18 protein-coding genes are annotated in these 21,882 nt (G+C 73.1%); 9 read left to right on the top strand and 9 right to left on the bottom strand.

Annotation, left to right across the window (positions count from 1 at the left end):
* Positions 1-72: 72 nt before the first annotated feature.
* From efeB to P3H78_RS10635, 4 genes are all read right to left on the bottom strand, one after another.
* The gene (efeB, locus tag P3H78_RS10650; protein WP_276108631.1) at positions 73-1,416 is read right to left on the bottom strand and encodes an iron uptake transporter deferrochelatase/peroxidase subunit; all 1,344 of its coding nucleotides are present in this window, start codon (positions 1,414-1,416) and stop codon (positions 73-75) included.
* Entirely contained in the window at positions 1,413-2,633 is a 1,221-nt protein-coding gene (locus P3H78_RS10645) for an EfeM/EfeO family lipoprotein (protein WP_438827938.1), read from the bottom strand. Before P3H78_RS10645 ends, efeB begins: the two co-directional genes overlap by 4 nt.
* Before the next feature lie 165 nt (positions 2,634-2,798).
* Positions 2,799-3,224 carry a CBS domain-containing protein gene (locus P3H78_RS10640; protein WP_276108629.1) on the bottom strand — a complete coding sequence of 142 codons (426 nt, stop codon included), beginning with the start codon at positions 3,222-3,224 and terminating at the stop codon, positions 2,799-2,801.
* A 14-nt stretch (positions 3,225-3,238) separates the two neighbouring features.
* Positions 3,239-3,880, bottom strand: a complete 642-nt coding sequence (locus P3H78_RS10635) for a CBS domain-containing protein (protein WP_276108628.1) — start codon at positions 3,878-3,880, stop codon at positions 3,239-3,241.
* Between the two features lie 245 nt (positions 3,881-4,125).
* Between P3H78_RS10635 and P3H78_RS10630 the strand changes: the two genes are divergently transcribed.
* Both P3H78_RS10630 and P3H78_RS10625 read left to right on the top strand, forming a co-directional pair.
* Entirely contained in the window at positions 4,126-5,349 is a 1,224-nt protein-coding gene (locus P3H78_RS10630; protein ID WP_276108627.1) for a carbohydrate-binding protein, read from the top strand.
* Positions 5,350-5,514: 165 nt separating this feature from the next.
* Positions 5,515-6,237 (top strand): YoaK family protein, encoded by a 723-nt coding sequence (locus tag P3H78_RS10625; RefSeq protein WP_276108626.1) that lies wholly within the window; start codon positions 5,515-5,517, stop codon positions 6,235-6,237.
* A 554-nt stretch (positions 6,238-6,791) separates the two neighbouring features.
* Here P3H78_RS10625 and P3H78_RS10620 read toward each other — a convergent pair.
* The 5 genes from P3H78_RS10620 to P3H78_RS10600 all read right to left on the bottom strand — a co-directional run bounded on the left by P3H78_RS10620 (position 6,792) and on the right by P3H78_RS10600 (position 11,188).
* Positions 6,792-7,799, bottom strand: a complete 1,008-nt coding sequence (locus P3H78_RS10620; protein WP_276108625.1) for a DNA polymerase Y family protein — start codon at positions 7,797-7,799, stop codon at positions 6,792-6,794.
* A 238-nt stretch (positions 7,800-8,037) separates the two neighbouring features.
* Complete coding sequence (locus tag P3H78_RS10615; RefSeq protein WP_276108624.1) at positions 8,038-8,844, bottom strand: enoyl-CoA hydratase/isomerase family protein; 807 nt, start codon at positions 8,842-8,844, stop codon at positions 8,038-8,040.
* Positions 8,841-10,034 (bottom strand): beta-ketoacyl synthase N-terminal-like domain-containing protein, encoded by a 1,194-nt coding sequence (locus P3H78_RS10610; RefSeq protein WP_276108623.1) that lies wholly within the window; start codon positions 10,032-10,034, stop codon positions 8,841-8,843. The genes P3H78_RS10615 and P3H78_RS10610 overlap by 4 nt, the downstream gene beginning before the upstream one ends.
* Positions 10,031-10,891, bottom strand: a complete 861-nt coding sequence (locus tag P3H78_RS10605; protein WP_276108622.1) for a beta-ketoacyl synthase N-terminal-like domain-containing protein — start codon at positions 10,889-10,891, stop codon at positions 10,031-10,033. Before P3H78_RS10605 ends, P3H78_RS10610 begins: the two co-directional genes overlap by 4 nt.
* A gap of 48 nt (positions 10,892-10,939) precedes the next feature.
* Complete coding sequence (locus P3H78_RS10600) at positions 10,940-11,188, bottom strand: acyl carrier protein (protein WP_276108621.1); 249 nt, start codon at positions 11,186-11,188, stop codon at positions 10,940-10,942.
* A gap of 398 nt (positions 11,189-11,586) precedes the next feature.
* On the opposite strand from P3H78_RS10600, the gene P3H78_RS10595 reads away from it, so the two are divergent.
* The 7 genes from P3H78_RS10595 (at position 11,587) to P3H78_RS10565 (ending at position 21,832) form a co-directional block, all read left to right on the top strand.
* Complete coding sequence (locus P3H78_RS10595; RefSeq protein ID WP_276108620.1) at positions 11,587-12,357, top strand: 2OG-Fe dioxygenase family protein; 771 nt, start codon at positions 11,587-11,589, stop codon at positions 12,355-12,357.
* A gap of 11 nt (positions 12,358-12,368) precedes the next feature.
* Positions 12,369-13,493: an aminoacyl--tRNA ligase-related protein gene (locus tag P3H78_RS10590; protein ID WP_276108619.1), complete on the top strand. Its 1,125-nt coding sequence runs from the start codon at positions 12,369-12,371 to the stop codon at positions 13,491-13,493.
* A gap of 4 nt (positions 13,494-13,497) precedes the next feature.
* A complete protein-coding gene (locus P3H78_RS10585; protein WP_276108618.1) occupies positions 13,498-13,749 on the top strand; it encodes a hypothetical protein in 252 nt (83 codons plus the stop codon).
* Between the two features lie 28 nt (positions 13,750-13,777).
* Complete coding sequence (locus P3H78_RS10580) at positions 13,778-15,184, top strand: MATE family efflux transporter (RefSeq protein ID WP_276108617.1); 1,407 nt, start codon at positions 13,778-13,780, stop codon at positions 15,182-15,184.
* Between the two features lie 40 nt (positions 15,185-15,224).
* Positions 15,225-16,436, top strand: a complete 1,212-nt coding sequence (locus P3H78_RS10575; RefSeq protein ID WP_276108616.1) for an ATP-grasp domain-containing protein — start codon at positions 15,225-15,227, stop codon at positions 16,434-16,436.
* Positions 16,433-17,713 (top strand): aspartate aminotransferase family protein, encoded by a 1,281-nt coding sequence (locus tag P3H78_RS10570; RefSeq protein ID WP_276108615.1) that lies wholly within the window; start codon positions 16,433-16,435, stop codon positions 17,711-17,713. The genes P3H78_RS10575 and P3H78_RS10570 overlap by 4 nt, the downstream gene beginning before the upstream one ends.
* A gap of 219 nt (positions 17,714-17,932) precedes the next feature.
* The gene (locus P3H78_RS10565) at positions 17,933-21,832 is read left to right on the top strand and encodes a non-ribosomal peptide synthetase (RefSeq protein WP_276108614.1); all 3,900 of its coding nucleotides are present in this window, start codon (positions 17,933-17,935) and stop codon (positions 21,830-21,832) included.
* Positions 21,833-21,882 lie beyond the last annotated feature (50 nt).

The raw sequence follows: 21,882 nt of genomic DNA, 5'->3' as shown, positions 1-21,882 counted from the left end.
ACGGTCAGGGAAGCCGGGCCAAATCTTGACCGGGTATTGACCAAGTGTCATACCCAAGTTGTCCGGACAGGTTCACTCCAGCAGGGCGCGGCCGTACCAGTCGGACGCGTCCCGTACGCCGGGCAGTGCGTAGAAGTAGCCGCCGCCGAACGGGGTGACGTAGTCGGTGAGCGGCTCGCCGGCCAGCCGGTGCTGCACCGTCTCGAACTGCCGTGCCGGGTCCTGCTGGTAGCAGCAGAACAGCAGCCCCATGTCGAGGTTGCCGTTGCCGTCCATGCCCCGGTCGTAGTTGTGGGCGCGGCGCAGGATGCGCTGGTCGGCGGTGGCGGGCGTGCGCGGGTTGGCCAGCCGGATGTGCGCGTCCAGCGGAACGACGTCGCCCTTGGGGTCGTCGGTGTACGCCGGGACGTCGTGCTCGCTGTTCCCGTCGAGCGGCGCGCCGGTCTCCCGGGCGCGGCCGAAGATCCGCTCCTGCTCGGGGAGGGAGACCCGGTCCCAGAACTCCACCAGCATGCGGATGAGCCGGACGACCTGGTAGGTGCCGCCGACCGCCCAGTCAGGCTCGCCGGCGCCCCGACCCACCCACACCAGCCGGTCCATCTCGCGGGCACTGGTGGCGTCCGGGTTGGCCGTGCCGTCCTTGAAGCCCATCAGGTTCCGCGGGGTGCCCGAGGGGCGGGGCGGGCTCGCGAAGCCGTCCATCCGCCAGCGGACCTGGAGGCCGCCGCGGGTGTGCCGGGCGAGGTCGCGCAGCGCGTGCAGCACGGTGTCCTGGTCGTCGGCGTGCAGTTGGAGGCTGAGGTCGCCGTGGCACCAGTCGGGCTGCAGGTCGTCGTCGGGGAAGGCGGGCATGGTCGTCAGACGGCGCGGGGCGCGGGCGGAGAGCCCGAAGCGGGTGTCGAACAGCGAGGCGCCGGCGCCGACGGTGACCGCGAGCGCCCCGCCGGGCACGGTGCCGCCGAGGACGCCGGAGTCGGGGGGCGGCGCGGTGATGCCGAGCGGCTGCGGTGTGCCGCCGGAGGTCAGGAAGCGGGCCCGCTCGGTGAGGGTGCGCAGCACGTCGGCCAGCTCGGTGCGGTTCTCGGCCGTGACGTCCAGCGCGGCGAACACGGTGGACCGGCGGGGGGCGGCGAGCACCGCCTGCTGGTGGCGGCCGTGGAACGGCGGGAGGGGTGCGGGTCCGGTGCCGGGGACGGGTGCCGGCTGCGGGGCGGCGGCCGCGCCCGCGGCGAGGCCGGCTCCGGCCAGCGCCGCCCCGCGCAGGAAGCGCCGGCGGCGCACGCCCGCGGCGCCGCTCCGGGCCGCCGCGCCGCCCGGAGCCGTCGCGCCGTCGGGGGGCGTCGCGCCCTCGGGGGCGGTCCTGCCGTCGGGCGCCGTCATGTCGTCGGGGTGCCTCGTGCCGTCGGGGGCGCTCACGCCGTCCTCCGCGGGTCGGTCAGGGTGGCCACCGACGCCAACCGCTCCACCAGATCGCCCAGTTCGGCGTCGACGCGCTCCCGCTGGGTGCGGCTCAGACGGTCCGGCGGGGTCCACGCGTCGCCGCGGTGGAGGCCGTCCAGGGTGTGCTGCGCGCGCGTCAGGGCCGTGTCCAGGTCCGGCAGACCGGGGTAGCGGCCGGCGAGCACCGGGCGCAGCCGTGAGAGCACCTCGCGGGTGCCGTCGAGGTTGGCGCGGGCGGTGGCGAGATTGCTGCCGCTGCCGTAGTCGGTGCGTCCGGTCAGCTCGAACTGCACGGTGTTCTCCAGGATCTCGTGCGCCCGCAGGCCCAGTTGGGCCGGGTCCATACGGGCCTGCGCCCAGGTGTCGCGCAGGTGGGTGAGCGCGTCGGCGAGGGCCGCGGCGGGGCTGCGCAGCGTGCCGGCCGAGGCGCCGTGCCACAGCCCGTACTCGATGCGGTGGAAGCCGGCGAAGGAGGGGTCGTGGACGCCGCCGGGCAGGCCCGCGTCGGTGCCGTTGATCCGTCCGTCGGCGTCACCGAAGGCGCCGTACGCCGCTCCGAGCCGCTCGTACTGGAGGTGTGCGGGGAGCCAGGCGGTGCGCGCGGCGCCGAGGTCGCCGCGGTCGACGGCGTCCCGGAGCCGGACCGCGAGCCGGACCGCCTCGCCGAGGCCCCCGCCGACCCACTGCTGGTAGGCGATCGCCGGCGGGATCAGGTCGTGCGCGGTGACCGGGGCGGCGGCCGGTCCGCTCGCGCCGCGGGCGAGGCGGACGGTGGGGCCGGTGACCGCGTCGGCGTCCTCCGGCACGCACTTGAAGGCGTAGGCACCCCGGCCGAGCCGGACCGTCAGCGGCCGGGTGGTGCCGGGGCCGATGCCCTCCACCTCGCCGTAGACGGCTCCGCTGCCGGGGTCCTCCAGGTACACCTCGGCGGCGGCGTCGGAGGTGTTGTGGAGGTCGAAGACCTGCACACCGGGCTCCGGCCTGCTCCAGCCGCGGCCGCAGTGGCCCGGGGACACCTCCACGGCGGTGTGCCGGGGCCCCTGCGCGCCGGTTGCGGTGTCCGGGCGCCGAACGGCTGCGGCCCACACCGCGGCCACGACGAGGGCCAGGACGAGGGCGAGGACGAGCACGGGGGCCGGGCGGATTCCGTCCCGCGGGTGTGCCGACCGACTCCGCGGGCCGGACCACAGCATGCCGGGCCTCCCCCGGTTCGTTCCGTACGTGATCGCCTCATGCTAGGCCGAGGTTCCGGCCCGAACAGCCTTCCGAAGGATCCGATGGCCGAGAATTGTCCCGCAGTTCACCGTGCGGACGCGTCACCCGGACGGGCGGCGGGCGCCGGGACCGGGCCCAGCGCCTCAGAGTCCCGCGGGAGGCGGGCCCGGCGGCTCCTCCAGGACGCTCCAGGCGACCGGCCCGAGCAGGTCGGCGAGCCGCTGGAACACGTCCAGCAGCAGGTCGTCCACGGTGAGCATCCCGGCCACCCGGTCCCCGTCGAGCACGGGCAGGCGGCGCACGCCGGACCGGCGGAAGAGGCGGTACGCGGCGTGCACGTCGTCGGCCGCGGCCACCGAGACGACGTGCGGCGACATCACCGCGTCGACGCGTGCCCCGCGGCCCGCCCCGGCGTCGAGGCCGCGGACCGCCAGGTCCCGGTCGGTGACGATGCCGCGCAGGACCCCGTCCTCGACCACGAGGAGAGACCCGATCCCCTCGCGGTCCATCCGCCGGGCCGCCTCCGCCAGCGAGGTGCCGGGCGGGACGCAGACCGCCGGTGCGCTCATGAGGTCGGACACCCTCACCGGTCCGCTCCCCGGTGACCGCCGTCCGTCCCGGGGGGCAGGTCGGCGGTGTCGTCCCGGTCGAAGCCGAGCCGCGCCACCACGTCGACGACGCCGTCCACGCCCTCGCACAGCCGCACCACGACCGGCACCAGGCTGCGGCGCGCCACGCTCCCGCTCAGCGTCACCCTGCCGTCGTCGACCTGCACGGTCAGCGCGGCGGGGGACAGCCCCAGGGTGCGCACCACGACCTCCTCGACGATCTCCTCCTGGATGGCGCGGTCCCGCCGCAGGAAGAGCTGGACGAGGTCGCTGCGGCTGACGATCCCGATCAGGACGCCGTCGTCGTCGACGACCGGCAGCCGCTTGATCCGGTGCTGCTCCATCGTGCGCGCCGCCCGCACGGCACTCCATCCGGGCGCCGCGACGACGGCGGGGCTGCTCATCAGCTCCCCCGCGGTCCGCTCCGGGCCCGGGAGCGTCTGCTTGCGCACCAGGTCGGCCTCGGAGACGACGCCGACGGGCCGCCCGTCCTCGACGACCGGGACGGCGGTGATGTCGTACTCGTCGAGCAGCCGGACGATCTCCTTCAGAGGGGTACCGGGCTGCACGCTCACGGCGGCGGGGGTCATCAGGTCGCCCACACTGCGGTGCCTCATCGCCCCGGCTCCTTCCGTCGCCGCGGGGACCTCGGGTCGCCCGACCACCAGCGTGCGCCGGGCGGCCGCGCCGCGCACAGGGCCGAACGGTCCCTGCCGCGCCCGGGGGCCGACGGCCGCCCGGAAGGTAAAGAACCCGCATGGTTCAGACCAAAGAGTCATTTGGTCTGGACCATTCCATTGACGTGGCCGCAACAACGTCAGGAAGCTGGGCACCTCTCCCCCACCCCCACTGGAGGCAGGCAGTGAGACGTCTTCGTGCATGTCTGGGTGCGGCGGCCGCCGTCGGGCTCGCCGCCGCCGGCACCACCGCGCTGGTCGCCGGCAGCGCCGCCGGAGCGACCGGCTCGGCGAACGCGCTGAGCGACCGCTGGTACGCCGCGGCCCCCTACCTGATGCCCCTCGACAACGACCCGCCCGACGCGGCGGCCGTCATGGACGCCACCGGGCTCAAGGCGTTCCAGCTCGCGTTCGTCCTCGCCCCCGACGGCGGCGGCTGCTCCCCCACCTGGGGCGGCACCTCCCCGGTCTCCTCCGACACCGCCGTGAAGTCGGTCGTCGACTCGATCCGCGCCAAGGGCGGGGACGTCTCCGTCTCCGTCGGCGGATACGGCGGCACCAAGCTCGGCCAGACGTGCGCGGACGCCTCCGCCACGGCGGCGGCCTACCAGCAGGTCGTCACCAAGTACGGCCTGCACGCCGTCGACTTCGACCTGGAGGAGCCGGAGTACGAGAACACCGCGGCCATCAGGAACGAGATCGGCGCGGCCCGCATCCTCCAGCGGAACAACCCCGGCCTCTACGTCTCCGTCACCACCGCCGGCACGGCCGACGGCACCGGCTGGTTCGGCAGGCAGATGCTGCTGGAGGCCAAGTCGCAGGGGTTCACGCCGAACAACTTCTCCATCATGCCCTTCGACGGCGGCTTCAGCGGCGCGGCCTCCCAGACCTCCGCGCTGACGAACTTCAACCAGATCCTGCAGTCCACCTTCGGCTGGGACCAGGCCACCGCCTACGCCCACGAGGGCTTCTCCGGCATGAACGGGCGCAGCGACACCGGCGAGATCTTCACGCAGGCCGACTTCCGGACCGTGCTGGACTACGCCACCAGCCACCACATGGACCGCTTCACCTTCTGGTCCCTCAACCGCGACCGGCAGTGCAGCCCGCCCGACAACGGCGGCCGCACGTCGGGGACCTGCTCCAGCGTCACCCAGAACCCCTGGGACTTCGCGGCGTACTCGGTGAAGTTCGCGGGCGCCGTGCCGCCCACGCCGACACCCACCCCCACGCCGACCCCGACCCCGCCGGGCACCGGGTGCAAGCCGGCCTGGAGCGCGACCGCCGTCTACACCGGCGGCGCCGAGGTCTCCTACGCCAAGCACGACTGGAAGGCCAAGTGGTGGACCCAGAACGAGGTCCCCGGAACGGCGGAGTGGGGCCCCTGGCAGGACGAGGGCCCCTGCTGACGGACCGCGGGCCCTGCCGGGCGCCGGCTCACGCACCGCGGGACCGGCAGGGCGCCGGCTCACGCATGACCGCCGGTCCGGCAGGCGCCGGCCGGGCACGCCGGTCGGTGTACCGACCGCGTGTCACGGGCCCGCGGGCCGGGGCCGCTGCGTCAAGCTGAGCCCGTGAAGGCCGTCAGCACGCGCGACGAGGTCGGCGTCAGTCTCACCCTGTTCGCCCTGACCATGACCTCCGGCGCGGTGGACGCCGTGACGTTCCTCGGCCTCGGACACGCCTTCGCGGCCCTCGCCACCGGCAACCTGCTCCTGCTCGGCTTCGGCGTGGCCCGGGCCCCGGGGATCCCGGTCGCCCGGCCCGCCGTGGCGCTGGTCGCCTTCGTGTGCGGGGCGTCCGCCGCGCACGTCGCCGTCCGGCGGCTGCGCGCCCGGGGCCGGCGCTGGTTCGTGATCGCGCTCGCCGCGGAGGTCGCCGTGCTCTGCGCCGCGGGACTGTACACGGTCGCCGTCGGCGGCTCGGGCGAACTCCTCACCCACGGCAGGGGCGTCGCGGTCGGCCTGCTCGCCTTCGCCATGGGGTGGCGGACCCGCACCATGGTCGAGGCGGCCATCCCGGAGATGCCGACGACGGTCGTGCAGATCTCCCTGGTGAAGGCGCTGGCGGACGCGCTGTCGTACCACTCGGATCCCGCCCGCACCCCGGTGCTGGCCAGGGTCCGGCGGACGGCGACCGTGTTCGGGATGTTCGTCGGCGGGGTCGTCGGCGCCGCGCTCCTGCTCCGTTTCGGTCCCGGCCCCTCCGTCCTCGCCCTCACCGCGTTCGAGGCGTGCGTGGTGGCCCTGTACGCCCGCTCGCCCCGCCTGCGCCGGCCCTCGGGCATCGAGCTGTGACCGTGTGACCGGGCGGCGGACCGTGCGCGGGCCTGCGTGAACGGGGGCCGCCGGACCGGCGCGACGGGGGAACGCCGGGCCGTGCGCGGGCCCACGCGGCACGGCGGCGGCCTGCGGGCCGCGCGTGCGCCCGGGGCGTCGGTCGGCCGTCCGGCCGCTCGCCGAGGCGCTCGTCCAGCCGGTCGAAGACCCGCTGTTCGAACAGGGCGCGCCCCGCCGCCACGCCGAGCCGAGGGCCCTCAGGATCTCGTAGGTGAACTGGTCGTTCCTGCTGAAGCGGTTCGTCATGCGTCGACTCCCGTCCCCGGCCGACGGCCACCGTCCGGCGTGCGCCGCGGCCTCCCCGCTGCGGCCCGCGCGAGTGCCGTCCGGCGTGCGTGCACGTCGCCGGTCCTGCGTGCGGGCCGTCCGCGGTCGCCCGTCCGGCGCACGCGGCCGGGGTCGGTCCGCGGCCCGCGGATCTCACCGTACGAGCCGCTCCGGGGCCGCGCATGCGCGGGCGGGGGCGGGGCGCGTGCGCCGGGGAGGTGCCGGTGGAACCGGTCGGACGCGGGTCAGCCCGCGTGGCGGAAGGTGGCGGCGGGGCCCACCGCGGCCGGGCCGAACCGGGCCCGGATGCGGTCCATGGCCTCCTCCGCGACCAGCCGGGCCTCGCGTGCCCGGTCGAGGCTGATCTGCTCGGCCACCCGGGCCGCGTCGACGAGGTCCTCGCCCCGCAGGGCGATCCCGACGAGGCGGCCGCGCTGCAGTCCGGCGGCGTCCATCAGCCGGTAGGCGAGGGCACGCAGGTCCTCGTCGTGCGCGGAGGGTTCCGGGAGGCGGCGAGTGGTGTCCCACGAGGTGCCGCCCGCGAATCGCAGTTCCAGGGTCAGGGCGCGGGCCGCCTGGTGGCGCCGGCGCAGCACCTGCCCCAGCCGGACGACCAGGCCGAGCAGGGCCGCCCGCACCTCGGCGCCCTCCAGGGCGTGCCGGGGGAAGGCGCAGCGCACGACGGCCGAGACGGGCAGCGCGCGGGGGACGACCGCGCGCGGGTCGATCCCGCGCGCCCGGTCGGCGGCCAGCCGCCCGGCCCGGCCGCCGAGCAGACGCTGGACCGTGGCGGGCGGCGCCGCGGCGAGCAGGCCCACGGTGTGGATGCCGTAGTCCCGCAGCACCTCCGCCTGGCGGGGCCCGATGCCGTGCAGGGCGTCGACGGGCAGCGGTCCCAGCCACCGCGCCGCCTCCGCGGGACCGACGGCGAGGACGCCGCCCGGCCTGCCGACCTGCGCGGAGGCGGTGGCGGCCACCGTCACCGAGGGGCCGATCCCGACCCGGACGTCGACGCCCAGCCGGGAGATCGTCCGCACCCGCAGCACCTCGCCGAGGCGGCGCGCGTCCACACCGTGGTAGCGCAGGGAGCCCTTCAGCTCCACCAGCGCCGCCGCCGGCGGCAGGGCCTGCACCACCGGTGACAGCAGGTCCAGCTGCTCCAGGACCTGCCGGTAGACCTCCTCGGGCAGCCGCTCGGGGCACCGCACATGCATCACCGTCGCCGCCCCGGGCTCCCTCACGTCCACCGTCATGTGCCTCACCTCTCCCCGCCCACTCTATCGAACATAAATTCGAACACGCGAGGCGTGACGGGGACGCGGCGGACGGCCCCGGGGCGAGGCGCTGCGGCATCGCGCCCGAGGCCGGGCCCGGATGTCGACGACGGAACGGCCGCACGGGTTCGAGGGCAGGGGTGAGCGGCGTGTGCCGTTGGCGCTCGGCCTCGTGGGTAGGGGCGACGTGCTGCCGGCCGCGCACGCGCGGCCGGGTTCAGCGCCCTTGGTACTCCGTCGTGTGCTCCGGGCCGTCCGCCAGGAAGGCCGTGACCGCGCGGCCGTGGTCGGCGGTGGCCGCCACCGCCGCGGCGAGGGCGGGAAGGGCGGCGTCGGCTGCGGAGACGCCGCCGTCGAGGTAGCGGCGGACGACGTTCTTGGTGGCCTCGTGGGCCCGGGTGGGCCCGGTGGCGAGACGCATCGCGTAGGCGTGCGCGTCGGTGTCGAAGGAGTCCGGGGGGAAGAGGGCGTTGACCAGGCCCCAGTCGGCCAGCACGGACCCGCGGTACAGGTCGCCCGTCATGACGAGTTCACGGGCCCGGGCCGGACCGACGCGTTCGGCCAGGCGCTGGGTGCCGCCCATCGCCGGGGTGAACGCGACCTTCCGCTCGACCAGGCCGAACCGGGCCTGCGGCGTGGCGACCACGAGGTCGCAGGCCAGGGCCAGTTCGAAGGCGGCCGTGAGGGTCAGCGAGTGCGCGGCGAACACGGTGGGGCAGGGCAGTGCCTCCAACGTCCGGGTGATGGCCAGCCGGCTCCGCCAGAAGGCCTCGGCGTCCTTCGGGTCGAGCCCGGCGAAGACCCGTACGTCGACGCCGGCGCTGACGACGCGGCCCTCCGAGCGCACGAGGAGGGCACGCGGAGGATGCGAGGCCAGCCAGGTCACCGCGTCCGCCCACGCGTCCCACATCGCCTCGTCGAACAGGTTCATCGGCGGGCTGTGCAGCGTGAGGACGGCGAGCGGGCCGTCGAAGGCCAGCCGCAGGACCGCGCTCTCGCCCGTGAGGGACGAGGGGAGCGTCATGACACGCTCCGGAAGATGCTGATCGCGTTGTTGCCGCCGAAGCCGAAGGCGTTGTTCTGGACGTGCCGCAGGTCCGGCACGGCCAGCGGGGCGCCGGTGACCAGATTGAGGTCCAGTTCCACGTCGTCGGGGTCGACCGCGGTCGGCGGCACCAGGCGGTGCCGCAGCGCCAGACAGGCCGCCACGGCGCCGGCCGCTCCGGCCGCGCCCATCAGATGCCCGATGGTGCTCTTGATCGCGGTGACCGCCGCCCGCGGGTACTCCTCCGCGAAGAGGCCGCCCTCGATGGTGTCGTTGGCCCGGCTGCCGGTGCCGTGGGCGAAGATCACGTCGATGTCGTCGGCCTTCAGGCCGGCCTCCTCCAGCGACCGGCGGTGGCAGGCGGCGACGCCGTCGCGGTCGGGCGCCGTGGGGTGGCTCGCGTCGTTGCTGACGGCGGTGGCCAGCACCTCGGCGTACGGGGTGGCGCCCGGGCGCAGGGCGCGCTCGGTCTGGAGGACGAACATGCCCGCGCCCTCCGACGGCGTGACGTAGCGCCGGCTCCTGGTGAAGGGCTTGCAGGGCACCGGGCCGATGGCCTGCAGGGTGTTGAACCCGATGATGTTCTTCTCCGAGTAGGGGTCGCAGCCCCCGACGACCGCTGTGTCGGCGACGCCCGCGCGCAGCATCTCCAGTGCGCAGGACAGGGCCACGTTGGCGGAGGCGCACGTGCTCTGCAGCAGGTAGGCCGGGCCCGCGGCGCCGACGGTGCGGGCCACGCCCTGGGCGATCGAGTAGCTGGAGAAGCCTCCGGTCACGGAGATGTCCCGGCGCCCGGCGACCACGTCCTCCAGCGCCTCGGCCTGGCCGTCGCTGCTGCCGACACAGACGACGGCGTCGCGCAGCGCCTGCCCCCCGGGGGCCAGCCCGGCGTCGCGCAGAGCCTCCAGCGCGGCGTACTCCGCGAAGAGGGACGCGTCGCGCGGGCGTTCCCGGGTGACCGCGTCCACCTGCGCGAGGGCGATGTCGCGGGCCTCCTGCGGCACCCGGCCGCCGAGGATGCCGGGCTTCATGCCGACGTAGAGCGGGGACAGTTCCACGAACCGGCTCCGGCCCGCGCACAGATCGTCCCAGAAGGGGTCCGCGCCCGCCCCGGCCGGCGAGATGATGCCGAGCCCGGTGATGAAGACCCTTGCTGCTCCCTGGTTCACAAGGACCTCCTGTCGGTGCTGTTCGCGTGCTGCCGGGTCACCGTCACGCCGGCGTGGCGGCCGTCCGGGGCACGGCATTCGAGGACGGCCCGCTCCGTGGGTTCCAGGGTGTGGACGAGGTCCAGGAAGGCGCGGGTGGCGAAGGCGCCGTTGCGCTCCGCGAAGGCGACGGGCGCCGCCCCGTCGGCGCTCCGGCCGGCGGTCTTGCGTACGGTGCGCGTCAGGCCGGGCTGCGGTGCGTCGGCGGCGCCGAAGTCGAACTCCGCGGTGAGTTCGGCACCCGTGTGCAGGAACGCGTGGGCGACGCCGTCCCGGCAGGGCGCGTCGGACGTGTCCAGCCGGGCGTCCGCGACGGCTTCCGGTGCGTAGACGTCGCCGACGAGGAGCCGGCCGACGTCGGAGCGGCCGCGGTCCAGGGCGGACAGCGCCTGCCACAGGGCGACGACCGGAGTGAGCACACCGGCGTTGATCGTCATGTTGCGCCCGGTCGCGCCGACGCGGAGGTTGACGAACGCCGACGCCGAACTGGACGTGGCATTGGGGAAGTACTGGGCGGACAGCAGCTTCCCCTTCTCCGCGGCCTGGCGCTGGAGCCGGGCGAGTGCGGCGGTGTTGCCGTACTCCGTGCCGATCACCACGGTGTCGTCGGTGCGGGTGCCGCCGTCCGCGCGCGCGCCGGAGGCGTCCGCCGCGCCGAGGACGAGATACAGGCAGGTCCGGGTGAACGCGTCACGGAACTGGTCGCCCGCGGTACCGATCACCTCGTGCCAGTCGGGCGGCAGGACCTCGGGGTCGTCCATGCGGTTCGTCGGGCCGGGTGCGCACAGGGTGACCGGGCCCAGGGAGAACTCAAACAACACAACGCTCCATGGCGATGATTTCGAGTGGGCGAGGGGGCGCGGACGTCAGCCGCCGACCCGCTCGCTCACCTGCCGCTGGAGGTCCCCCACCGTGACGAGGTCGCGGGTGAATTCGTCGCCGAGTTCGACGTCCATGACCGCCTCCACCTGGACGACGACGTCGATCAGCTTGAGGGAATCGATACTCAGGTCGGACTTGAGTTCCTGATCGGCCGTGATTTCAAAGGAATCCGGGAGTTCCGCGATCTGCTTCAGCACCTCGGAAATACGACCGTCGACGACGTTGCCAGACATCTTTCCCCCATTTTTTAAGAGACGCTTGACGGACACGGACACTAACCACGCCTCGAGCGGCTTGTCAACGAACGGCCGGCGCAAGGTTTTCGCCCTTCGCGAAAGCGTAAAACGGGCGTGATTGTACGCGACTCGCCCTGTTCGACTGTTCGAACGCACGGCTGAATATCAACGCTCATCGGCGACCGAAATGCACGCCGGAGGCCAGATTCAGGCGGGTCGATTCAGCACTGCGAGCCAAAATCTCCTGAATCCGCAACAAGTACGACAACTCTTTTCAGCCAAATCGCCTCATCGCGGGAAGGTTTCGTGACCCACATCACATTGCGACCGTGTATCGGCCCGGATTAAATTACGTTGCTCGTTGGTGATACTCGAAACGGGGGGGCGTTTTCGCCATGTCTGTAAAACCTTCGACGCTGGCGCGCCAGGGATGGGACCGCTGGAATCTCGGCACCGAATTCGGAATCGACGAGACGGACTCCCATTACAAGGCGCTCAGGGCCGCCTATGACGATCTCCCGGAGGACCCGTACGCGGTCGGCTCCGGCCGCTACCGGCGCTACGCCCGCGGCGTCTTCCTTCCATGGTCCAGGGAATTCTTCTGGATGCCGGCCACGGAAAGCCAGGCCCGTGAGGGCATGAACGGCTACTACCAGGGTGACAACAACCCGGAGTACGTGAACGTCACGCGAAATCTCCCGGCCATCAGTGACGAGGTCTGCAACAACAAGCTCCTGCTGGACACCATCCAGTTCGACTTCTCCCAGACCCACTGGAACGAGGACGACGCGGTCTGGCCGCTCTACGTCGGGGTCCACCTGATCAAGCTGCACATCGAGGAGGAGGGCCAGGAGGCCGTCTCCTCCCCGAACGAGCTGCACCAGGACGGCGAGCCGTACGTCTTCGCCCACCTGATCTACCGGGACAACGCCGAGGGCGGCGCCAACCTCATCGCCACCCCCGACTACCGGGGCAAGCAGCCGGAGGACGTCCCGCCCGCGGACCGCCTCGCCGAGTTCCGGATGGAACGCCCGCTGGACGCGTACGCCATCACGGACCACCTCGTCAGCCACTACGTCGGCCCCATCCGCAAGGGCAGCGCCGAGCAGCCGGGCGAGCGGGCCATCCTGCTGGCCGACTGGGTGCCCATGCGCCACCGCATCTGAGAGGCCGGCACATGAACGGCGTACGTTACCGCCACGAGCGCCCGGTGGGCACCGAGGCCGCCGACGAACTGCGCAAGGCCCTCGCGTTCCACTACCCGAGCGTCACCGTGGAGATACTGGACAAGGGCGTCGAAGTCGTCGTCCCGGCCGGTCCGACCGAGTCGGAACTCGGCGAGATGGTCCGCCACTTCCTGCGCGGCCACCGCGAGGTGCCGGTCACGGTCGTCGCCGAGCACCCCGGGCGCCCCGGACTGTCCTGCACCACACCCCACGACCACCGGATCGCCGTGGCCCAGGGCGCCTATCTGCAGGGCCCCGAGTGGACCGCGGCGATGGACCAGGTGCGCCGGCTGTGCCGGGAGCGGCTCGCCGAGCCGTTCGGCGCACCGCTGCTGGCCGGACCGGCGCAGCTCCCCCGCGAGGTGCTGGTCCGGGCCGGGTACTACCAGAAGTTCCCGAACCTGGTCAACGCGGTGGCCCGGATCCGCGACCACTACTGGGACGGCGTCTCCGTCGCCCAGCTCCGGCCCGGCCAGACCGAGGCGCGGGACTCCTTCTACCGGCCGGCCGAGACCGTCCTCACCCCGGTCACCTGCTACCACGTCTACGCCAACGCGGCCGAGCTCAAGGAGCGTTACGGCACCGGGCTGTTCGCCATCGAGGGGCCGGTCTTCCGGCACGAGTCGCACAACCACAGCCCGACCCGGCTGGGCGAGTTCCGGATGTTCGAACTCGTCCGGATGGGCGGCGCCGAGGAGGTCGCGGACGACTTCGAGCGCATGCTGAAGACGTTCACCGAGTTCTTCGCCGAACTCGGCGTACCGCACCGCATCGTCAGCGCCTCCGACGCGTTCTTCGGTGACGCGCCGACCATGACCCGCGAGGCCCAGCTGCTCAACAGGAGCAAGTTCGAGGTACGGGTCCCGCTCGCCACCGGCGAACTCTCCGTGGCCAGCGTCAACGCCCACGGCGAGGTGTTCGCGGACTCCTTCGGGCTGCGCGGCCTCGGAGCCGACGGCACCTGCTGCGCGGGGATCGGCCTGGACCGGCTCACCTATGCCCTGCTGTCGTACGGCCTGCTCGGTACCCCTGCCCGGCCCGGCCGGCCCACCGAACCCGACCCGTTGAGGAAATGAGTCCATGGAAGACCTGAAGAAGGTCGTCGACGATCTGCTGGAGCAGCTCGCCCAGGCACGGGACGTTCCGGCCGACGCCGAGCCGTCGCAGATCATCGTCAGCTCGCTCGACCAGATGCGCTTCCTGGTCGGCCTGGAGGAGCGGCTCGACGCCATGCTGGACGTCGGCGACGTGCTGCCCTTCGACCTGACGGACCGCGAGGCGCTGCTCAAGAGCGTCCACGAGCTGCTCGTGGAATCCGGAGTGACCCCGTGAGCGGTGCGCCCGACGACGGTGGCGGGCGATGAGCGCCACCCGGCGGCGGCTGCTCGACCTGGGGGCGATGCGCGAGGTCGTGCGCATCTCGGTGCCGCTGATGTTCGGCATGGTCGGCAACCTCATCCTGATGCTGGTCGACCGGATCTGCCTGGCCCGCTACTCGGAGGACGCCCTCAAGGCGTCCGGGCCCGCCGTGTTCACCGCCACCACGGTGATCATGGTGACCACGGGGGCGGTCGGCATCACCCGCTCCTACGTGGCGCAGGCCCACGGCCGCGGTGACGAGCGCGGCGCGCTGGACGAGGGCGCCAACGGATTCGTCCTCGGCCTGATGCTCTCCGCGCTGCTGCTGCTCGCCACCCCGCTGCTGACCCGGGTGCCGCAGCTGAGCGGGCAGCCCCCGCACATCGAGGCTCTGGAGGCGCAGTTCCTGGGCCTGTCCACCCTCTACGGCTCCGTCATGACCCTCAACATGGCGCTGTCGTCGTACTTCAACGGCATGGGACGGACCCGGATCCCGATGACCGTCGGCATCATCGGGCAGGTGGTCGGCGTCGTGATGACGATCGGCCTGGTCTTCGGCCGCTTCGGGCTGCCGGAGCTGGGCATGCGGGGCTCTGCGCTCGGCACGCTCAGCGCCGTCTCCGTCATGTGTCTCGGCTACGCCGTGTGCCTGCCCCGCGGCTACGCGGCGGGCTTCGGCCGGCTGCTGCGCCAGGGGGGCAGGCAGGCCGCCCTGGTGCTGTGGCTGCGTGTGCGGCGCGGCGCACCGGCAGGCGGCTCGCTCAGCCTGGAGGAACTGGGGCAGACGGCGTTCGTGTGGCTGGCGGGCGTCCTCGGGTCGGTGGCGCTCGCGGCGAACAACGTCGCGCTGGCCCTGAACTACGCTGCCGTCATCCCCCTGATCGGCCTCGGCATGGGCTGCAACATCCTGTGCGGCAAGGCCGTCGGCGCCGCACGGCATCGCGACATCCCGCACATCATGCGGGTCACCCTGACGATCTCCGGCGTGTACGTGGCCGTGATCGCGGTCCTCCAGATCGCCACCCCGACCCTGCTGCTCAGTCCGTTCGGGCTCGACGGGGCCGGCTCCGCCGTGACCGGTCACGCCGTGGACACCTCGCGGGTGCTGTGGACGTACTCCGCCGCGTTCATGTTCTCCATGGTCGGCTCCGGCGTCCTCGAGTGCCTCGGGCTCGCCCGCTTCGGGTTCGTGGCGCGGATCGTCCTCATGTGGGGTCTGTGCGTGCCCACGATCATCGTGTTCGTGCTGCTCCACCGTGACGACGCGGACATGTTGCCGATCATGTGGATCATCTTCTCCGTCTTCGAGGCGGCCATGGCGGCGGTCTGCCTGTGGCGCGTCCGGCGTGCCGTCGCCCACGAGGAGAACAGGCTCCACACCACCGATCCGGTCCACCAGACCGCCTGACCGCCTGACCGCCCACCAGACAGAGAGTGTGGCCTTTTCCGTGAACGTACTCCTCCTCGGTCGCGAGGAAGACTGCCGCGACTACCTCGACTACGCGGAGCAGCAGGGATTCACCGTCCGCTTCTTCGACCCGCCGCAGCTCGCCGCCGACGACCGTGAGAACTGGCGGCGCACCGTCGCCGAGGCCGCCCGCGCCGCCGTGGACCTCACCGGCGTCGACGACGTGATCTCCTTCCACGACAGCTACCAGATCCAGCTGGAACTGCTGCGCGGTGAACTGGGCATGCCCACCCGGGACATCGACACCCTGCTGTGCCTCGCCGACAAGACCCGGTTCAAGGCGCACCCCGCGGTCCGCGACCACATCACCCGCCACATCGAGCTGGACCCCTCGGCGAAGGCGCCCCAGGCGCTCGCCGCCGTCAGCGAGGCGCTGTCCTTCCCCGTCGTGGTCAAGCCGTCGAACGGCTTCTACAGTGCGGGCGTGGTGAAGGCCGGAACACCGGAGGAGTTCCCGAAGGCGTTCCTGCAGACCAAGCGCGTCTGCACCGTGCTGCGGGAGGGCTCGGGCCGGTCCCTGATGCTCGCCGAGGAGTACCTGGACGGCAACGAGTACGCCGTCGACGGCATGGTCAGCGACGGCCGGATCATCCCGCTGCAGATCCACCGGAAGCTGCCGCCCCTGGTCGGCCCGCTCTTCCACGAGGTGGCCTATCTGACCGAGCCGTTCGACGCGGAGCTGGGGCGTGACTTCGTCGCCCTGCTGGACAGCGTGGTCCCGGGCGTCGGCCTGGACAACTCGCCCTTCCACGCGGAGTTCCGCTTCGACGGCGAGGGCCGGCTGCGCATCCTCGAACTCGCCCCCCGCCTGTGCGGCGGCGGCACCACCACCTACCAGCAGCTGCGCATCTGCACCGGACTCGACGCCTACGGCCTGCTGCACCGGCTGGGCCGGGAGGCCATCGACCCCGAGCCGCTGCACCACCGGGTGGCGCTGGAGTACGACGCTCCCATCGAGCGCAGCGGCTTCCTCAAGAACACCGCCCGCGCGGTCGAGGTGTGCCGCAAGAACGACGTCACCACCGTGCACCTGCACCGCCAGGACGGCCAGTTCGTGCTCGCCCCGCCGCTCAACTTCGAGACGGTCCTGACGGCCTACTTCGCCCGTGACACGCGGGAAGAGGCCGAGGCCCTGCTGGACGTCCTGATGACCGACTGCACGATCGAGACCGAAACGGAAAAATCCTCATGAGGCCGGAAGTCGAGCGCGCCCTGCACACCATCCCGATCGGCGCCAGCTCGCCGCTGCGCGCCTGCCGCAATGTGGACACCGAACCGCTGGTCGTGGCCGAGGCCCACGGGCAGTACCTCCAGGACGTCGACGGCACCCGGTACATCGACTTCATGTACGGCTTCGGGCCGCTGATCCTCGGGCACGCGCCGCAGGCGGTCAGCTCCGCCATCGCCCGCCAGGCCGCCGACGGCACCCTGTTCGGCACGTACTGCCCGCAGGAGGTCGAGCTGGCCGAGCGCATCGCCGCGACCGCCGACCACCTGGAGCAGATGCGCTTCGTGTGCAGCGGCACCGAGGCCGTGATGTCCACGCTCCGGCTGGCCCGCGCCTACACGGGACGCACCGGTGTGCTGCGCTTCAACGGCGGCTACCACGGCCACTTCGACCTGGTGCAGAACAAGGACGAGGCCCGCATGCGCGACGCCGGTCTCGACCCGGCCGCGATGCAGTCCAACGTCTACGCGGAGTACAACGACACCGCGAGCGTCGAGCGGGCCTTCGCCGAGCACTCCGGCGAGATCGCGGCGGTCGTCGTCGAGCCCATCGCCTGCAACATGTCCCTCGTGCTGCCCGAGGACGGCTTCCTCGCCGACCTGCGCCGCATCTGTGACCGCGAGGGCGCGGTGCTGATCTTCGACGAGGTCATCACCGGCTTCCGGCTCACCTACGGCCCCGCCAGCAACCTGCTGGGCGTCGCCCCCGACCTCACCACCTTCGGCAAGATCATCGGTGGTGGCACCCCCGTGGGCGCGTTCGGCGGCCGCCGCGACATCATGCGGCTGCTCGACGAGGAGAGGGTCCTGCAGGGCGGCACCCTGGCCGGCAACCCGCTGACCATGGCGGCCGGCCTCGCCACGCTCGACGTGCTGGCGGGGGCCGGCTTCTACGAGGAGCTGGAACGCAAGGGCGCCCTGCTGGAGGCGGCCGTCGAGCGTCACCGTGCCGAGAAGGGGCTCGACTTCCACTTCGTGCGCACCGGCAGCATCTTCGCGTTCATCTTCGTCCCCCGCAGCACCCCGATCCTGCGCAAGGCGGATGTCGCGGCCCAGCCGCACGCGCCGTACACCACGCTGTACGCGGGCTTCCGGAAGGCCGGCTACCACCTGGCGCCGGACATCGAGGAGCCGATGTACATCTCCGCCGCGACGCCGGACGAGACCCTCGAGGACTTCGCGGCCCGCGCCGTCGAACTCCTCGCCACCGACCCGAACACGCCGGTGGTCACCCCGGCCTAGGGTCTTTCCAGGGATCTTGCCGCCGTCCCGAGCCGGTCCGATCCGGGAGAGAGGCCCCAGGGTCTCCCCTCCGGATCGGGCCGGATCCGAACGACGCGTCCTGCCGGGGCCGCGGGGCCTGCCGGGCCCCGGCAGGATCCCGAAGAACCCCCAGGGGCATCCCCTTCGCCGGGCGGACCACCGCTGCCCGCCGCCCGCCCCCTGCCGACGGGATTAGACATGAAGACTGAGGCCAGGATCCTCCCCCTCCTCCCCACCCAAGAGAGCGTGCTGTTCGCCGAGGCGGCGCACGGCCGGCCGGGCACCCACAACCTGGCCCTGGCGCTGCGGCTCACCGGCCCGTGCGACCGTGCCGCCGTCGGCGGCGCGCTGCGCGCGCTGACCGAGCGGCACGAGGCACTGCGGGTGGGCATCACCGAGCACGAGGGCGGGCGGCGGCAGACCGTCGCGGACGCGGTGACCGTGTCCCTCGAAGAGGTCGACCTCGCCGCCCCGGACCAGGACGTCACCGACGCCGTCCTCGACCGGCACTTCACCGAGGCCCAGGACCGGCCGTTCCGGCTGGAGCGGGCGCCGCTGCTGCGGGCCACCCTGTTCCGGCTCGGTGAGCAGCGGCACGTCCTGCTGCTCGTGGCGCACCACAGCATCGCCGACGGCGAGTCCCTCGAGGTTCTCGCCCGCGAGTTCGGGCCCCTGTACGCGGCCTGCGCCGAGGGACGGCCGAACCCGCTGCCGCCGCCCGCCCTCGGCTATGCCGACCATGTCGCCGCCCGGCTCTCCGGGACCGCCGACCGGCGCCGGGCCCGGGCCCTCGAGCACTGGTGCGCCGAACTCGACGGCGCGCCGACCACCCTGGACCTGCCCATGGCCGAGCTGGGCGGCGCCACCCGCCGGCACGCGGCCACCCACCGCCGTGACCTGCCGGGACCGGTGGCCGCCCACCTGCGGGCACTGGCCGCCGAACACCGCGCGAGCCTCTTCTCCGTGCTCGCCGCCGGCGCCTTCGCCCTGTTCGGGCGTTACACCGGCGAGAGTGACCTCGTGCTCGGCGTGCCCCTGTCCACCCGGCTGGAACGGGGCTCCGAGGGCCTGGTCGCCCTGACGGTCAACACCATGCCGCTGCGCGTCGGATTCGACCCCGACGAGGACTTCCTGCCGCTGCTGCACCAGGTCCAGCGCCGTACCTTCCAGGCGCTGCGCCATCAGGGCGTGGCCTTCCACGAGCTGGTCCAGGCCGTCAACCCGCCCCGGAGCGCGGGCCGTCAGCCGGTGTTCCAGCTGGCCCTCAACCACGTCCGCACCGGCCCCGAGGCCGAGCCGGAGGCCGGACTCCTCGTGGAGTCGCTGCCGATCGCCAACGCCACGGCCGCGTTCGAGTTGATGCTCACCTTCGTGGAGTCGGGCGACGACATCCGGTTCTACGTCGAGTACGACACCGAGCGCTTCGACGACAGCGGCGTCCGCGCCCTCGCGGACCACCTCGCCCACCTGCTGTCCCGTGTCTGCGCCGATCCCCGCACCCCCCTCGCCGACCTCGACCTGATGGACGAGGAGGAGCGGCGCCGCGTCCTGCACCACTGGAACGACACCGCAGCACACCTCACCGACGACACCGTGCCGGCCCTGTTCGCACGGCAGGTCACCCGGTGCGGCGACGCCACCGCCGTCGTGTGCGGCACGGACCGCCTCGGCTACCGCGACCTCGACCGGCGCTCCGCCCGGATGGCCCGGATACTCGCCGAACGCGGTGTCCGCGAGGGCGACTTCGTGGGCCTGGCGACACGCCGCTCCGCGGACACCGTCGTCGCCCTGCTCGCCGTGCTGCGCGCCGGAGCCGCCTATGTGCCGCTCGACCCGGTCTATCCGCGGGAGCGGCTGGCGTACATGGTGCAGGACGCCGCCCCCGCCCTGGTGATCAGCGAGTCCTCCGCAGTCGGCAGCCTCCCCGACGGCCCCTCCGCGCCGCCGGTCCTGCTGCTGGACGACCCTCGGGTGGCAGCCGTTCTCGACGCGCCCGGCGAGGACGCGTTCGTGTCCGCGGTGACCGCCGACCACACCGCCTACGTCATCTACACGTCCGGCTCGACCGGCCGGCCCAAGGGGGTCGCGGTCACCCACCGGAACGTCGCCAACCTCGCCGCCTGGGCGGCCGACGCCTTCGGCGACGGGCTCGGGCGGGTGCTCGCCGCCACCTCCCTCAGCTTCGACGTCTCCGTGTTCGAGATCCTCGGGCCGCTGCTCAACGGCGGCAGCATCGAAGTCGTCCGCGACCTGCTGGAGATCGGCGAACGCGGCGGCTGGCAGGGCACCCTCGTCAGCGGCGTGCCCTCGGTGCTGGACCGGCTGATCGCCGACGGTGCTCCCGAGCTGCGCGCCGACCACCTCGTCCTCGCGGGCGAGGCGCTGTCCCCGCAGGTCACCGCCCGGCTGCGGGCCGCCGTACCCGGCGCCCGGCTGGTCAACGCCTACGGCCCCACCGAGACGACCGTGTACGCGAGCGCGTCCGCCCCCCACGGCACCGTCGCGAACGGGACCGCTCCGCAGACGCCGCCCATCGGCCGCCCGCTGCGCAACACCCGCCTGTACGTCCTCGACGACCGGATGCGGCCCCTGCCCGTGGGCGTGCCCGGCGAGCTGTACATCGCCGGCGCCGGCGTCACCCGCGGCTATCTGCACCGGCCCGACCTCACCGAGGCCCGCTTCGTCCCCGACCCCTTCGGGGAGCCCGGCGCCCGCATGTACCGCTCCGGCGACATCGTGCTGCGCCGGCCCGACGGACAACTGCAGTACGTGGGGCGCGCCGACGACCAGGTCAAGCTCCGCGGCTTCCGGGTCGAGCCGAGCGAGGTGGAGGCGGTACTCGCCGAACAGCCCGGGGTGGCCCAGGCCGTCGTCGTCGTGCACGAGGACCACCAGGGCGAACGCCGGCTGGTCGGCTACGTCACGCCCGTGCCGGGCACGGCGCCGGATCCGGACCGGCTGCGCGCCGCGCTCGCCCGGCTGCTGCCCGAGTACATGGTCCCGGCCGCCGTCGTACCGCTCGACGCGCTGCCGCTGTCGCCCGCGGGCAAGCTGGACCGCCGCCGGCTGCCCGACCCCGGCTTCGGCGCCCGCGGCGGGCGTCCGCCGCGGACCCCGGACGAAGCCGCCCTCGCCTCGCTGTTCGCCGAGGCGCTCGGCCTGCCCGAGGTGTCGGCGACCGACAGTTTCTTCGACCTCGGCGGGCACTCGCTGATGGCGATCCGGCTCGTCCGCCGGATCTGCGCGCGGCTGGGCACCGGGCTGACCGTACGCGACCTGTTCGAGACGCCGACGGTGGAGGGCCTGGCGCAGCGGCTGCACCCCGACCCCGCCACACCCGCGAGCGCACCCGCCGCGAAGGCCCCGGCCGACGACTTCGGGGTGCTGCTGCCGCTGCGCACCCGGGGCAGCCGGCCCCCGCTGTTCTGCATCCACCCGGGATTCGGGCTGAGCTGGAGCTATGCCGCGCTGATGCGCAGGCTGGACGCCGAGCAGCCGGTGTACGCCCTGCAGGCGCGCGGCATCACCGCCGCCGAGGACATGTCCGGCAGTTACCAGGAACTGCTCGACGACTACCTGGGCCAGATCCGCGCCGTCCGCCCGCACGGCCCGTACCGGCTGCTCGGCTGGTCCTTCGGCGGCCTGGTCGCCCACTCGCTGGCCGTACGGCTGCAGGCCGACGGCGAGCGGGTCGAGCTGGTCGCGATGCTGGACACCGTGATGGTCACCGGCGACGAGGTGACCCCGGAAGACGTCTGGGAGCTGATCGAGGCCGAGACGGCCGCCGTGCGCCAGGTCGTGCCCGACGAGCAGCGGCTGCTGGCGGTGGTGGAGAACCTGATCCGGGTGCGCGACCAGTTCCGTCCCGAACGGTACCGCGGGGACGTTCTGTTCTTCGTCGCCGCCGAGGAACCGGGCCGGCCGCCGGCCTTCGGCGAACCGTGGCTGCCGTACGTCGAGGGCCGGCTGCTGGAGCACCGGATCGCCTGCACCCACATGGAGATGATGAACGCCCGGCCGGCCCGGGAGATCGGCGACCTGGTGGCCAAGTCGCTGGACGTCCTCGACGGGACCGCCGCCCCGGAGCGGGACCGCTGACGGTCCCGCAACGACGCCGGCAACGGCCCGTACGGGATGCCGTACGGGCG

Source organism: Streptomyces tropicalis (assembly GCF_029269835.1).
Lineage (GTDB): Bacteria > Actinomycetota > Actinomycetes > Streptomycetales > Streptomycetaceae > Streptomyces > Streptomyces tropicalis.
The sequence above is the reverse complement of the archived record's forward strand: the minus strand, read 5'-3'. Positions and strand labels throughout refer to the sequence as shown.

Bases quoted from the DNA above. Each gene is read 5' to 3' on its own strand.
- P3H78_RS10595 (WP_276108620.1), top strand. From the start codon at position 11,587: ATGTCTGTAAAACCTTCGACGCTGGCGCGCCAGGGATGGGACCGCTGG.
- P3H78_RS10590 (WP_276108619.1), top strand. From the start codon at position 12,369: ATGAACGGCGTACGTTACCGCCACGAGCGCCCGGTGGGCACCGAGGCC.
- P3H78_RS10585 (WP_276108618.1), top strand. From the start codon at position 13,498: ATGGAAGACCTGAAGAAGGTCGTCGACGATCTGCTGGAGCAGCTCGCC.
- P3H78_RS10640 (WP_276108629.1), bottom strand. From the start codon at position 3,224: ATGAGCGCACCGGCGGTCTGCGTCCCGCCCGGCACCTCGCTGGCGGAG.
- P3H78_RS10570 (WP_276108615.1), top strand. From the start codon at position 16,433: ATGAGGCCGGAAGTCGAGCGCGCCCTGCACACCATCCCGATCGGCGCC.
- P3H78_RS10580 (WP_276108617.1), top strand. From the start codon at position 13,778: ATGAGCGCCACCCGGCGGCGGCTGCTCGACCTGGGGGCGATGCGCGAG.
- P3H78_RS10620 (WP_276108625.1), bottom strand. From the start codon at position 7,799: ATGACGGTGGACGTGAGGGAGCCCGGGGCGGCGACGGTGATGCATGTG.
- P3H78_RS10635 (WP_276108628.1), bottom strand. From the start codon at position 3,880: ATGAGGCACCGCAGTGTGGGCGACCTGATGACCCCCGCCGCCGTGAGC.
- P3H78_RS10645 (WP_438827938.1), bottom strand. From the start codon at position 2,633: ATGCTGTGGTCCGGCCCGCGGAGTCGGTCGGCACACCCGCGGGACGGA.
- P3H78_RS10600 (WP_276108621.1), bottom strand. From the start codon at position 11,188: ATGTCTGGCAACGTCGTCGACGGTCGTATTTCCGAGGTGCTGAAGCAG.
- P3H78_RS10615 (WP_276108624.1), bottom strand. From the start codon at position 8,844: ATGACGCTCCCCTCGTCCCTCACGGGCGAGAGCGCGGTCCTGCGGCTG.
- P3H78_RS10565 (WP_276108614.1), top strand. From the start codon at position 17,933: ATGAAGACTGAGGCCAGGATCCTCCCCCTCCTCCCCACCCAAGAGAGC.